This is a genomic window from Ureibacillus chungkukjangi, assembly GCF_044795995.1.
Lineage (GTDB): Bacteria > Bacillota > Bacilli > Bacillales_A > Planococcaceae > Ureibacillus > Ureibacillus chungkukjangi.
Genome location: NZ_CP085009.1, coordinates 2,696,236 through 2,710,199 on the forward strand (window position 1 = coordinate 2,696,236; position 13,964 = coordinate 2,710,199).

11 protein-coding genes are annotated in these 13,964 nt (G+C 38.0%); 1 reads left to right on the forward strand and 10 read right to left on the reverse strand.

Annotation, left to right across the window (positions count from 1 at the left end; all coding sequences use genetic code 11):
* Nucleotides 1-7 precede the first annotated feature (7 nt).
* The 10 genes from polA to rbsK all read right to left on the reverse strand — a co-directional run bounded on the left by polA (nucleotide 8) and on the right by rbsK (nucleotide 12,617).
* Nucleotides 8-2,635 carry a DNA polymerase I gene (polA, locus tag LG296_RS13350; protein WP_404427057.1) on the reverse strand — a complete coding sequence of 876 codons (2,628 nt, stop codon included), beginning with the start codon at nucleotides 2,633-2,635 and terminating at the stop codon, nucleotides 8-10.
* A 151-nt stretch (nucleotides 2,636-2,786) separates the two neighbouring features.
* Nucleotides 2,787-3,227: a DNA polymerase I gene (locus tag LG296_RS13355; RefSeq protein ID WP_107934227.1), complete on the reverse strand. Its 441-nt coding sequence runs from the start codon at nucleotides 3,225-3,227 to the stop codon at nucleotides 2,787-2,789.
* Between the two features lie 155 nt (nucleotides 3,228-3,382).
* On the reverse strand, nucleotides 3,383-5,482 hold the full coding sequence (locus LG296_RS13360; protein ID WP_235867541.1) for an ADP-ribosylglycohydrolase family protein: 2,100 nt from the start codon (nucleotides 5,480-5,482) through the stop codon (nucleotides 3,383-3,385).
* A 12-nt stretch (nucleotides 5,483-5,494) separates the two neighbouring features.
* Entirely contained in the window at nucleotides 5,495-6,649 is a 1,155-nt protein-coding gene (locus LG296_RS13365; protein WP_404427058.1) for an ADP-ribosylglycohydrolase family protein, read from the reverse strand.
* Nucleotides 6,650-6,662: 13 nt separating this feature from the next.
* Nucleotides 6,663-8,129, reverse strand: a complete 1,467-nt coding sequence (locus LG296_RS13370; protein ID WP_404427059.1) for an extracellular solute-binding protein — start codon at nucleotides 8,127-8,129, stop codon at nucleotides 6,663-6,665.
* A 25-nt stretch (nucleotides 8,130-8,154) separates the two neighbouring features.
* Nucleotides 8,155-9,033: a carbohydrate ABC transporter permease gene (locus LG296_RS13375; protein WP_404427060.1), complete on the reverse strand. Its 879-nt coding sequence runs from the start codon at nucleotides 9,031-9,033 to the stop codon at nucleotides 8,155-8,157.
* A gap of 12 nt (nucleotides 9,034-9,045) precedes the next feature.
* Nucleotides 9,046-9,948, reverse strand: a complete 903-nt coding sequence (locus tag LG296_RS13380; protein WP_404427061.1) for an ABC transporter permease — start codon at nucleotides 9,946-9,948, stop codon at nucleotides 9,046-9,048.
* Between the two features lie 32 nt (nucleotides 9,949-9,980).
* Entirely contained in the window at nucleotides 9,981-10,289 is a 309-nt protein-coding gene (locus LG296_RS13385) for a DUF4387 domain-containing protein (protein WP_107934236.1), read from the reverse strand.
* 2 nt (nucleotides 10,290-10,291) lie between these two features.
* Complete coding sequence (locus LG296_RS13390; protein WP_404427062.1) at nucleotides 10,292-11,647, reverse strand: acyclic terpene utilization AtuA family protein; 1,356 nt, start codon at nucleotides 11,645-11,647, stop codon at nucleotides 10,292-10,294.
* 91 nt (nucleotides 11,648-11,738) lie between these two features.
* Nucleotides 11,739-12,617 (reverse strand): ribokinase, encoded by an 879-nt coding sequence (rbsK, locus tag LG296_RS13395; RefSeq protein WP_404427063.1) that lies wholly within the window; start codon nucleotides 12,615-12,617, stop codon nucleotides 11,739-11,741.
* A gap of 222 nt (nucleotides 12,618-12,839) precedes the next feature.
* Here rbsK and LG296_RS13400 point away from each other — a divergent pair, with 222 nt between their 5' ends.
* Nucleotides 12,840-13,928, forward strand: a complete 1,089-nt coding sequence (locus tag LG296_RS13400; protein WP_404427064.1) for an ABC transporter ATP-binding protein — start codon at nucleotides 12,840-12,842, stop codon at nucleotides 13,926-13,928.
* The last annotated feature ends 36 nt before the right edge of the window (nucleotides 13,929-13,964 follow it).

Genomic DNA, 13,964 nt, shown 5'->3' on the forward strand with positions numbered 1-13,964 from the left:
CACTTCCTTATTTTGCATCGTACCAGGTTTGACCATAATTGAAATCTACTTTTAATGGAACAGCTAGTTCAATGGCATGCTCCATTACTTCTGGTACAATTCTTTCTAAAATTTCTATTTCTTCTTGCGGTGCTTCAAAAATTAATTCATCGTGCACCTGTAGTAATAGCTTTGACTTTAATCCTTCTTCTTTTAAGCGAGCATCCATATCAATCATCGCTTTTTTAATAATATCTGCTGCACTACCTTGAATTGGCGTGTTCATAGCAGTCCGCTCTGCAAAGCTTCGCAAGTTAAAGTTTCTGCTCGTAATATCCGGTAAATAGCGTCGACGATTTAATATTGTTGTGACATATCCTTTGAGCTTCGCCTCTTGAACAATTGTGTCCATATATTCCTTAACACCTGGGAAGCTTTGTAGATATTTCTCGATAAAATCGGCTGCTTCCTTACGCGTAATATTTAAGCTTTGCGATAAACCATAATCACTAATTCCATAAACAATTCCAAAGTTAACTGCTTTTGCAGCACGTCGCATATTCGAGGTTACATCTTCCTCTGATACATGGAATACATCCATTGCAGTACGTGTATGGATATCCATCCCTTTGTTAAACGCATCTACTAAATTTTCATCATTGGACATATGAGCTAATACACGTAATTCGATTTGTGAATAGTCTGCTGCAAATAAAATCCAGCCTTCTTCAGATGGAACAAACGCCTGGCGAATTTTTCTACCTTCCTCCAAACGAATCGGGATATTTTGAAGGTTCGGATCTGTCGAGCTTAATCGACCAGTAGAAGTTAATGCCTGTTGGAAACGAGTATGCACCTTGCTGTCCTCACAGTGTACCTCTTTAATAAGACCTTCAATATAAGTAGATTGTAATTTGGCTAACTGACGGTAATCTAGAATAAATTGAACAATTTTATGCTCGCTTTGTAGCTTCTCTAATACATCAGCAGCTGTTGAGTAGCCCGTTTTTGTTTTCTTAACAACTGGAAGTGCCAACTTTTCAAATAAGATGACACCTAATTGCTTAGGAGAATTAATATTAAATTCCTCTCCAGCAAGGTCATAAATTTCTGTTTCAAGTGCAGCAATTTTCTTCTCTAAGTCTGCTCCCATATTTTCAAGAGTCGGGATATCTACCTTGATTCCCTTACTTTCCATAGACCCGAGAATCGATGCAAGCGGAAGCTCCAAGTCGTAATATAGCTCAAACTGTTCATTTTCTCTTAGCTTCTCTTCAAGAATCGGCTGTAGAGACCAAATAGCATAGGCTTTACGACTAACATGCTCACCTAAAACCGTTTCTTCAGGAATCGTCCATTTTGCACCTTTTCCATAAATCGTTTCATTTGCTTGGACATCCGAATAGCCAAATTCCTTTGAAATTGTGGCGATATCATCACCTGAAATGGCTGGATTTACAATATAAGCTGCAAGCAGCATATCAAATTCAACACCACGCAAGGTTACACCAACACGATTTAAGATAGCCTGAGCTGCTTTACTATCTGACATGTATTTCTTTTTTGTTTCATCCTCTAACCAGTTTTTAACTGCTTCATTTTGCTGCATTGCTTCAAAGGAAAGATAGAACGTTTCTTCACCATTTGTAAAGCCAAATCCTAAAACTCGACAAGAATGATAATGTTCATTTTCAATTTCTACATGAACAGCCATGACATCCTTTAGCATATCCTCTGTTACTTCTTGCACAATATTAAAATCTAGTTCAGCAGTTTCCTTTTCTTCTACCTGGAAATCACTTTTTTCGATTAACGATTTAAAAGAAAGCTCTTGCCATACATTTAATAGTTCTTCCTCATTTGGCCCCGGATAATTTAAATCCTCCAAAGTGATATCAATAGGAGCTTCTGTAAAAATTGTCGCTAGCTGTTTAGAAAGCTTTGCTTGTTCTTCGTTGTCCACAAGCTTTTCTTTCATTTTCGACTTTTTCATTTCTTCGATTTGTTCATATAAAGCTTCTACAGAACCATATTCCTTTAATAATTTGATGGCCGTTTTTTCTCCTACACCCGGTACACCTGGAATATTATCAGAGGCATCTCCCATTAAACCTTTCATATCAATGATTTGAAGAGGAGAAAGTCCGTACTTTTCTTCAATATGGGCTGGCGTGTATTTTTCAATATCCGTCATCCCCTTACGAGTGATATAAACAGTTACTTGATCAGTGGCCAGCTGTGTTAAATCCTTGTCACCTGAAACGATGATGACATCCATCTGTTCGTTAGCAGCTTGCTTTGCTAGGGTACCAATAATATCATCCGCTTCGTATAGTTCCTTTTCGTAACGCTTAATTTGATAAGCATCGATTAGCTTTCGTATATACGGAAATTGCTCTGAAAGCTCTGGTGGCGTTTTTTGTCGTCCGCCCTTATACTCACCATAAGATTCGTGTCGGAAAGTGGTTTTCCCGGCATCAAAGGCTACTAGCATTTTGGTTGGTTTCTCTTCTTCTACTATTTTTTGCAGCATAGTTGTAAATCCATATACAGCATTCGTATGAATTCCACTATCATTTGCTAGTAAAGGCAATGCAAAAAACGCCCGATATGCCAAACTATTTCCATCTAGTAATAATAATTTATCTTTACCCATTAAACGCTCTCCTTCATAATTACAACAATTCTTTATTTACATATAAATAGTCTCTATTTTACTTTATCCTTTCAACGACCTTTTTTCCATTATAAAACACGTATCAGCCGAAATTACGACCAATACGTGTTACGAAAATTCTACAAAAGAATTAGTTATGAATTTTAGGAGTTTGATTGTTTGATAATCTAGGATAGAAGATTTCCTCGTAAATCACTGTTAGTAAAAATGCATTCATAAAGGCAAATACTAAATAAAGGGGCATCCCACCAAGATCATGTACCATTAAACTGCGAGCAAAAATTTCTACGAATCCAACCTGTGTGAAATAGAAAATCATTCCTACACCAACCTGCCAAATTGGACGCTTGTCTTTTCTAGTTTCAAATTTCAATACTTTTTTAAAGCTATTTCGTACATCCTCTACGATGTATAGTGAAAGACCCAGTATAACGACGAATAATACAGGTATATGTAACAACTCAATTTTTAACCAAGAGTATGGAGTTGCATTAAAAATTGAAGTTATAGAACAAGACATTATGAATGCTAGAAGTATATTTTGAATCAGTTGGTTCACCTTTTGCAACATTCATTCCTCATTTCGCTAAATTTACTTCTTTTATAGTACAACAGATACTATATTAATGAAAAGTAGTAAATTATGTATCTTTCAAACTATTTTTTAACAACAAAGCCATAAAAAGAGGTATAACCCAATCACTTAATAGGTTATACCTCAACATATTAGTTTACTTTCAAATTATTATAGGAGCACTTTCCACCTTCAAATGCATAGAGGCCCCACATACCATGTTGGAAGGTATCATCTTGTACGGTCAATAGATGCTCATCATTTATATATAAAGATAAATTATTATCTATTGCTTTCACCTTTAAATGATACAACTCACCGTGCTGCCATTTGAAATCTGTAGATGCTAAAACGGTTGTATCAAAGTTCTTTAAACCAATAGCTACCTTGTTATTAGCCTCAAAGCCTGCATAATAGAACTGTTCTGTACCTAATGATCTAAAGAGAATTCCATGAGAATTTCCTTTTTCTGGAGTTATTTTCGCTTCGATGATAGCATCCTCCATATAATAATGCCCGGTGTAGCTAGAGCAATCTTCATCGCTTTCCATTACCATTTTATCCTCTTCAATTGTCCAATTCCCACGCTGATGAGCAAAGGGTGTCACACATTTAAACTCAACCACTTGTTTATTAAAGTCAATTTCATATGACGGCTTACCATAGATTCGAAACTCATCTAAAAAGATTTTACCGAATGCCCTTTTTGTTCGAGAAGAGTCGGAATGAATCATCAAACCTACCTCTTCTATTAAATCACCATTTGTATCTGGAATGGTAAATTCAATCGTTTGCCAAATATTATTCCCGATAATCGGTTCTGCCGTTTTAATGATTTTTTTATCAGATGTTGTACGTATATATGGTGTTAAAACGATTGCTTTTCCATGTAAACGCTCTATCCTAACCTTCATGGAAACCGTTTGCCCACTATAGGCAGTTGGCGCAAAGGTTGGGGAATATTTTTCATCCATGAAAAGATTTCGCCGGTAAAAGGTTCTATAGAATACTGTTGATAAATCTCCTTGATACATTCGAAAAACAATAATTTCTAAGGATCCACTAGTTGTATATCCTTTGTTTTCCGAATTACGCAAAAATGTTTTAAATGGATAGCTAGTACGGAAGCCATGAGTTGAGCCTGGCAAAGTAAAGTCAAAATAAATTTCCTTCTCTTTATAGCTTTTTACTAATTCAGCAGGCGCTTCCTTATTTGCTTCCCGATAGCCTAAAAGGGCAACCTGTTTTGCAAATGTAGGTAAATCCACGATATTTAAATAGCCCGAAACACTCGATGCAACGATGGAATCATTAATTGGCTTGCGATAATTAGGAGCAATTCCATCTATCCCATTTAATGCTCCAACAATTGATCCTACAGTACCTGCATTACAATCGGTATCCCAGCCGCACATTGTAGCTATTTCAATTGTTCGGCTAACATCCCCTTCTCCGTAAAGAAGTGCTAAGATACATAATCCTGCGTTCGGAATAATATGGCAAACACCGCCATACTTATCGTATCCCCACTCATCCTCAAGAAACTGGCGACAAGCTCGGAAATCATCAGGATTATTTTTATGAAACTCCATTACAGCATGAACTACTTTTGTATAAGTACTTTCTTCTGGAATTTGTTTTAATGCCTCCTGGATAATTTCGTGGACATCGCTCTTGCCAAAAGCCAGCGCTATGCATGCTGCAATAAATCGAGCTCCGTATATCCCGTTTCGATCGTGGGATACACTTGCTGCAATTTCAGCATATTCTGCAGCCCGCTCTGGATTATTCGGGAAGATTAAGCCAAAGGAATCGATAAATATCTGACCTCCGATTTGCTCTGCTAAAATCTCGCCATTTTGTTCTATTGACCCAGAGCGGTGTGCTGTTATGCCATTTTTCAAATTTAAATAAGCTGTATGCTCGGTACTGATTTGGTCACCCCCCCACCAAATCATCCCTAGTCCTTCACGTAAATAGTTTAACCATGTTTTTGCAACGTCCTGTGGCTCTAACTTGCGGTCCTTTGCATGATCAAGCAGTGATCTTATAAAAAATATTGGACCGTTTGCATCGTCATCAGCTGAAAAAACATTATAATCCTTCACATAATCCGTAATATCTCCAAAGACATCCTGAATCATTTCCGCGGTCCATTCAGGTGGCTCCACTGGTGCACCTAACCGTATACCAGCATTCATCGCTAAAATACTTGCATATACTTTTTCTAAATAATCGTTTGGGATCATCATATGGCCCCCCCATTAATGCCCAATAATTCCTTCCTGTTTCCGAATGATTTGTAAATCCTTTTTAATAATTTGTTTTGCTACTTCTCCAAAGGAAGTCGCCTCGTTATCAAAATTAATCTGGTTCGTCCTTGAAAGTAAGTCTATGTCTTCCTCTTCAATAAATTTTGTTCCATACATCGCCCCCAAAATCACTCCCACCATTACACCGATTGAATCTGTATCTCTACCAGAATTGACACCATCTAAAATCGACTTATAGTATTCTCCATCGTTATAAACGATAAAGGCTAATGCCAATGGCAATTCTTCAATAGAGAATAACCGGCTTGGTGTATAATGATTCGAAGGAATTCCAACCTTCTCTATTTTGCGGTGCACATCATCACCCATTGGAGAAAAAGGGGCAATGCTGTCATGTAAGCTCTTTACTAATTCATGGTAGGAGCATTTACGTTTTTTTAATTCCTCCGCTTTTGTAGTAAGCGCTATTATCGCTTGCTTTGTGCCATCCTTGGCGACAGTAATAGCCGTTTCAACAACATTCTCTACTGTTGCATTCGGTGTAAACGCACATGCGACACATGCTGCCAAAACTCCAGCCGCTTCAAGGCCATAGCTTACTTGATGGCCAGAAGCAAATGCTATTGCTTCATTATATGCAGCAAGTGGGTTTCCTGCGTTTACTATTCCAATAGGAGCAATATACATCGCGGCACCACAGTTCACCATATTTCCTATGCCACCTTGTCGAGGCTCACAATTAGCAAGGACATGGCGAAGGAAAATATGTTTTTCTGGATAAAATAAGCGATCTAATATAGGTGCCTTTCGATTAAATTCAGGAATAAAGGTTTTACGAAAGGCAATCTCTTTAGTAAATTCATTTGCCAGATCATAGGCATCTAAATGACGCTTTTCTGTTTTATAGACACGACAAAGGGCTAATGTCATCAAGGTGTCATCAGTAATAATCCCATTGCCACGTCTTTTACCAAGTGTTGCATCTTCGCCCAATGCTTCCTTATACCAAAGTGTTTTTAAGCTTGTCACATAGCCATACTTTTCTTCAATTTCTTCACGTGACAATTTTTCAATAGGAGCACCGAGCGCATCGCCCAGTGCTGTTGAAATCAAAACCCCTTTTACACGTTCTTCAAATGATATCATTCATAACATTCCTTTATTTAATCGTTTCGTTCGCTAGCTTTGTAATGCCCTCTCCTCCGGCTGCATACCACTCTTCTACAAATGTATCGAACTCATCGATTGAAATTTTCCCCGTAATAATATCAGCCGCATATTCTTTGTATAAATTCTCCATCGCATCCCATTGGCTAATGTACTCTTCTGGAATTGTGAAATCATTGTCTGCTACATAAGTATCAACGATTGCATTTGTAGATGCCTGACCTGGAGGGCTCAATAAAGGCGTTTCAGAACTGATCGGTGTATCTAGCTTCACATCTTGCGGCTCCCAGAAGCGAGAAAACCATTCAGAATAGAACTTCTCAGTTAACACGACTTCATCCCCTTCAATCGTGTATTGCTCTCCCTCATACCCTAGTAAATCAAGCTTCATCCCTTCAGGACTTGCTAAAAAATCTAAAATTTCAAATGCAATGTTTTTGTTTGCTGATTGTGACGAAATGGCAAGTCCTCGTGGCTCCTTAGTAACACTCGTTGCAGCATAGCCCGATGAAACACCAGATGCACTTGGTAAAACAGTTAACTCAGCTCTCTCGCCATTTACAGCTACTGTGCGAGTATTATATAAATCGATTACTTTTCCATTTGTTCCAACGATAACGCCTGCTTTATTATTATAGAAATCATCTTCTTTAACGTCCCATTGCTTCGTTAAATATTGGTTATCTAGTAAACCAGCTGCATACAGCTCCGCATAGTATGCTAGCTTTGCTTTTTCAGCCTCAGATACTTTTTTGTACACATAGCTGCCATTATCATCTTCTAGCCATGTCGAAGTAACTCCAAATGCCATGTTAAAGATAAAATCCAATTCCGCAATATCCCCAGCAACAGTTACACCATAATCAGACAATCCCTTATCAACCATCTCCTCGAAGAAGGCCTTATAATTCTCTGGAGATGGGTCTGCTAATAAGCTTTCTGATGTGGATAGCTGCTCTAAATAATCCGTACGAACAACCGGCACCTTATGATTAATTGGCTTTACCCATAATAGATATGGATAATTCTCCAATCTTGTGACATTATGTTCATATAAAATATTCTTTAAATATTCAGAGCCCTCGATATACGGCGTCAAATCCTCCAACAACCCTTGAGATGCAATTTGTTCGTCACTGCCCTGGAAGTAAATAATGTCTGGAATTTCGCCACTATAAAGAAGTAAATTTAACTTTTCAGCATAATCGCCTTGTGCAATTTCCACAATATTAAACTCAACATCCAAGTCCCTATGCTCTTTTAAAGCGACCTCTAATGCATCATAGTATTTTACTGAAGCCTCACTCGATGGACCATCATCTTTATAAGCAATCGTAATAACTGTTTTTCCATCCTCTGTCACTTCTGGTTCTGCAATTACTTCTTCCCCTTTGTCACTGCAAGCTACTAAAAAAACTGCCAACAACCCAAATAACATGAACCCCCAAACTTTTTTCACCCTTTAACCCCCTGTTTATATTTATTTATTCTTTTACTCCACCATCCATAGTCCCCTTTGTAAAATACTTAAGGATAAGTGGATAAAGTAATAACATTGGAATAACAGCAACCACAATTGTTGCTGACTGTAGAGACCCAAAATCCAGAGTTGCCAATAATTCAGGAGTCATCCCCTCTACTCCCTTTAATAACGTTGTATTGTCCTGTGTTACAACGAACTGGCGTAATACAACCTGAAGTGGCCATTTATTTGGATCTGATAAATAGATTGTGGCACGGAAATATTCATTCCAATGATATACCCCATAAAATAAGGCTAATGTGGCAAGGGCTGGCTTTGAAAGCGGCAGCATAATTCTCGTGAAAATTCGAAAATGTCCCGCGCCGTCTATTTTTGCCGCTTCTAATATACTAGTAGGTACCTCCTGGAAAAAACGCATTAAAATAAAGAGATAATAAACATTAATCGCCTTATATAAAATGACGGCTGCATAGGAATTTAACAAATGCAAATCCTTCATAAGCAAATATTCAGTAATCATGGAAGGTTCAAATACCATAATAGCTATCAAAACTACTAAAACAATTCGCTTTCCAACGAATTCGGTTCTAGCTAAAACATAGGCAGTAATCGACGTTAAAAATAGGTTTAACAAGGTACCCACAATCGTGATAAACACTGAGTTAAAAATACTTTTTAATATAAATGGATTGGACATGATAATTTCATAGTTGATAAGGGAAAATCCTTTAGGCAACACGCCTAGTCCAGATAATTCGCTGACTCTCGCTGGATCAGATAAGGACAGCGCAAGTATATTCAATATCGGAATTAAGACAGCTAATGTAAATAAAAATAAAATAAATTGAATGATCGTCTTTGTCATACTAAATTGCCTCATCTTAATTCCCCCTTACCATACGCCTTTTCTGGTTAATCGCTTCGACAAGAAGTGAGTGCCCAATATCAATACCAAGCCGATGACACCCTTAAATAAGCCTGCTGCTGTGGCATAGGAATATTGTCCATTCAAAATTCCGATTCTATAAACATACGTATCTAAAATATCGATAACGCTCAAAACAGAATCATTCATAAGGTTAAATACTTGGTCAAAGCCTGCACTCATAAAGAACCCTAAATTTAATATAAACAATGTAACGACTGTACTCATCAGTGCTGGTAACGTGATATAACGCATTTGTTGAAGGGTTGAAGCCCCATCGATTCGGGCTGCTTCATAAAGTGAGGGATTTATTTTAAGAATAGCTGCCAAATACAGAATGGAATCCCAGCCTGCACTTCGCCACATTTCTGAATACACAAGCACCCATCTGATATGCTCTTTACTTGTCATATAGTCAAGTGAAGGGAGCTGGAAGAAATCTCGAATAACATTTACTCCTCCATTTACTGGATTTAGCAATGTAATCCAGATTCCTGCTATAACCACCCATGATAAGAAGTGAGGTAAATAAGAAACAGACTGGACATATTTTCGATATGGACCAAAACGCAATTCATTTACTAAAAGCGAAACAAGTATCGGTATTGGAAAAATAAAAATAATTTTCATGGTACTGATGATAACGGTGTTCATAAAAACATCCTTGAAGGCTGGTGAGCTAAATAGCTGTTCAAAATGCTTCATGCCAACCCAGACATTTTCACCGATTATTCGATAATCCTGAAAGGCTAGCTTCATGTTGACAATAGGTATAATGTGGAATATTACAAAGTAAAGCATTCCGGGCAAAAGCATCAAATAGAGTATCCAATCCTTTCGAATACGTTTTAAGCTGCTTATTTTTCTCATCCCCTCACCCCTTTCTTCACATTTCACTCATTTTATAGCTCGAGATTCATCAATGGAGCATGCTGCTGGGCGCCATATACATCTCTATCCCCAGGGCTCCCTGAGGAGATTTTTCTAGCAATAGTTATTTTTATGCCAAGTGCTTGATCGAAATAAACTAGATGATGAATATCTTTGATCGGCAAATTATAAATCTCTGCAATGGTCTCTTTTGAGATAATCCCTGAATTCTTTACTTCCTCATAGACTGATTTGTCATCAAATAAAACATCCAAAGTGATTTCAAAGGGTCCTGCATTTTTACTTCGCAGGATTTTCGCTTTTTCAACTAATTTGACCATACTTATACCTCCACAATTTCCAGAAGGAATGGATCACGGCTAATCTGCATTAAATGATAAATTGAAAACTCATAGACAGGACCAAATTCAATATCACTTGGCGCAAATGGGAACGCTAAATTTCCTGCTGAGGATTTTCGCCCCTGGTAGCCATAATGTAAAAAGGTAGATCTTACATTGGCACAAATTGAATTGGCAAGCTCCTGATCCTTTGCTAATACCTCAAACATGACTCCAATTTCGTGTCCATTGAAGGAGCTTGGCTCTTGCTCCCCTAATACGGCATCCTTCCCATAGTGATAAAAGTTTACCTGATAGTCAGCCTCCGAAATCTCAGCGAAATAACTTTTCACTTGCACAAGGACTTCCTTTTCTACCTCTTCCAATTGAGAGATTAGTAACGGATCCCGAACACCAGCAATCACAAATGTACGAAAGGCAACCTGTCGGGCTCCTTCTAGCTTGATTTTCATTTCTTTATCCGGGAGGTATTGACTGTTTCGAACCTCAATAATCCCCTCTGCTACTTCATTGAATTCACATTCTTCCAGATTTAATGTAAAGCCAGGCCCATGCAATATAAAGGGATGCTCTTTTTCATAAAAGGTATGTGCTGCAACGCTTGTTGGAGTGCATTTTCGAATCGGGTTTAATGCCTTCACAGTAAAGGAGTCATGGTAAAGCGTCCCTAAAATACTGTCCTTAGTTGTTCCAGGCTCGGCACATAAAGCACCACACTCCAATATCTTTCCTAAATGATAAGACAAGCCGGGATCCATCCCATGATAAATGCCTAATGCAGCAAAAGGAGATGGATCATAGCTTCTACCACATAGGATAATGTCACATTTTTGTTTTAATGCTTTTAAAATTGGTTCATGCCCCATCTGTGCCACAATTGTTTTTGTATCTAAAATCTTCTCTTTTGTAAGCTGGGGAATATTGGCACTTAATGGTGTAATGCGCCCCTCCTCTAGAGCATTAATAATCGTTTGTTGCTTAAAATCAGCCCATATAATACCGATTTTTGCATGGGTGCTTCGTTCAGCTAAAATCTCCCTTACTACCTCAAGAGTTAGCTCTACATGTGTTTTCGCACCAGCTCCACCTGAGGAACCGATGATAACTGGAATTCGATGCTGTAAGCCCTTTTCTAAAATAATGGACAAATCCTTTTTGAGGGCTCGTCGACTCACAATTGAAACATTGGCTCCTAATTTGTGAGGACCTGCGTCTGTTGACCCTGCATCTACTACAATTCCATGAATCTTTTCCTGGAAAGCTTTTAAAAAAGGTTCTTTTGGAAATCCATATCCGAGAATGCCACAAGGAGATAGTATTTTTATGCTGTTTTGCATCTATTTCCTCTCCATTTCTTGACCATTTTTGTAATCGGTTACACTCTAAGAAAAAAGGATTGGAACCAATTACTTTACCAAAACCTGTCTACTATTTTATTTTTTCCATTCGTTCCTTAACCTGTGCTAGCGTTGGCATACCACCCTGTGCCCCTATTTTCTCTACAGATAACGAAGCAGTCGCGTTAGCAAATGTTAAAGCCTCTTCAAGAGAGAAATCATTTGAAATCGCATAAGCAAAAGCGCCATTAAAGGTATCGCCCGCACCAGTCGTATCAGTCACTTCGCTCTTATAGCCAGGCACCTTAATAAGCTTTTTCCCATTGTGATAACAAACTCCATTTTCTCCAAGGGTTACAATTACTTTGTTAGGGAATTGTTCAATTACGTCTTCCACCTTATCTCCAAAAATAGTCTCAAGCTCATGTTCGTTTGGAGTTAAATAGTCCACTAATTCCATCCACTCTAATCTAAAAAGACTAGCAGGTGCAGGATTAAGTATCACTTGTATACTTTTTTGTTTACATTTTTCCAATACATATTCAACAGTTTCAGCTGGAATTTCAAGCTGCATGACAACTAGGTTACTATTATTTATATGCTCCCAATGTTCATCAATCACTTCTTTTGTTACTTCTGAATTAGCACCCGGAACAACAATGATGCGGTTATCCTTTTCATGAAGAATAATATTAGCTATTCCCGTTGAGACATTCCCATGTTGCAAACCCTTAACATTCACATTCTCTTGAACTAACTGCTTAAAAAGATATTCTCCAAAGGGATCTCTTCCAACTCTACCAACAAACGAAATATCACCACCAAGCCTAGAAATGGCTACGGCTTGATTCGCTCCTTTTCCACCAGGATTCATTTCAAAAAAAGAGCCTAACATAGTTTCTCCCTTTTTTGGGAAAACCTCAGTCCCAACCGTTAAATCCATATTTATACTTCCGATTACTGTAATCATGCTTATAACCCCTTCTCGCTGTACTCCGTATAAATTAGATTAGGCAAAATTCGTTGTCCTCATAAAAGGATAGAAATGGAATGCTCAGCTCATGCATAAAATAATCGTATATTCTCTAGTCCTATAACCCATCCACTTTACGAGCTAATTTTATATTCTATGCGTGCTTTTTCTAAAATTTGAAATGGATTACCCGAAAAGTTTTTATAGAGGAGGAAGTTTATGGAAGCTTTAGCTTTAGAAAATATTTGTAAAACCTATGCTGACGGCTCTCAGGCAGTTAGCAACTTTAATTTACTAGTAGAAGAAAAAGAGTTTATTGTACTAGTGGGACCATCTGGCTGTGGGAAATCTACAACTCTACGAATGATTGCTGGACTTGAAGAGATTACAGATGGTACCTTGCGTATTTCTTCCAAACAAATGAACGAGGTTGCCCCTAAGGATCGAGATATTGCGATGGTATTCCAAAACTATGCGCTCTACCCTCATATGAATGTTTACGAGAATATGGCTTTCGGTTTAAAGCTTAGAAAGTTTTCAAAGAAGGAAATTGATAAAAGAGTAACAGAGGCTGCTGGCATTTTAGAGCTTACTAACCACTTAAAGAAAAAACCCTCCTCCCTATCAGGTGGTCAAAGACAGCGTGTTGCTTTAGGCCGTGCCATTGTGAGGGATGCCAGTCTATTTTTAATGGATGAACCGCTATCGAATTTAGATGCAAAGCTACGTGTCCAAATGCGTGCAGAAATTTCAAAGCTTCATCAACGCTTAGGGACTACAACTGTCTATGTAACACATGACCAAACAGAAGCAATGACAATGGCAACCCGTCTAGTGGTGATGAAGGATGGCATCATCCAACAAATAGGCTCACCAAAAGAAGTTTATGACCTGCCAAATAATATTTTTGTAGGCGGATTTATAGGAGCACCTGCGATGAACTTTTTTGAAGGAAAAATTGAAAATGACCATTTCCTAATGGAAGCCTATCAATTTAGAATTCCTCAAAATAGATATAAAAAGTTAAAGTCATTGGGCTATGAGGGGAAAACAATCAAATTAGGCATTCGACCAGAATATATTAATCAAAATACAATTTTAAAGGATTCTCCAAATTTGGTGAGAGAAAAAGTTCTGGTGGCAGAATTAACAGGCTCCGAGCTGATGCTCCATTCGATGATAGGAGACCAACCCTTTATCGCCCGAGTCCACCCAGATACAATCGCTTCCCCAGGTGACGAAGTAGAACTGTACTTAGAGATGGAGAAAGCACATTTCTTTGATGTGGAGACAGAAGAACGAATTTGAATGCTGGTAATCTTAGAATAGAATCGTTGGTTAGTA

Coding starts and splice junctions, on each gene's coding strand:
- polA (WP_404427057.1), bottom strand. CDS start 2,635: ATGGGTAAAGATAAATTATTATTACTAGATGGAAATAGTTTGGCATAT.
- LG296_RS13355 (WP_107934227.1), bottom strand. CDS start 3,227: ATGTTGCAAAAGGTGAACCAACTGATTCAAAATATACTTCTAGCATTC.
- LG296_RS13360 (WP_235867541.1), bottom strand. CDS start 5,482: ATGATGATCCCAAACGATTATTTAGAAAAAGTATATGCAAGTATTTTA.
- LG296_RS13365 (WP_404427058.1), bottom strand. CDS start 6,649: ATGATATCATTTGAAGAACGTGTAAAAGGGGTTTTGATTTCAACAGCA.
- rbsK (WP_404427063.1), bottom strand. CDS start 12,617: ATGATTACAGTAATCGGAAGTATAAATATGGATTTAACGGTTGGGACT.
- LG296_RS13380 (WP_404427061.1), bottom strand. CDS start 9,948: ATGAGAAAAATAAGCAGCTTAAAACGTATTCGAAAGGATTGGATACTC.
- LG296_RS13375 (WP_404427060.1), bottom strand. CDS start 9,033: ATGAGGCAATTTAGTATGACAAAGACGATCATTCAATTTATTTTATTT.
- LG296_RS13385 (WP_107934236.1), bottom strand. CDS start 10,289: ATGGTCAAATTAGTTGAAAAAGCGAAAATCCTGCGAAGTAAAAATGCA.
- LG296_RS13400 (WP_404427064.1), top strand. CDS start 12,840: ATGGAAGCTTTAGCTTTAGAAAATATTTGTAAAACCTATGCTGACGGC.
- LG296_RS13390 (WP_404427062.1), bottom strand. CDS start 11,647: ATGCAAAACAGCATAAAAATACTATCTCCTTGTGGCATTCTCGGATAT.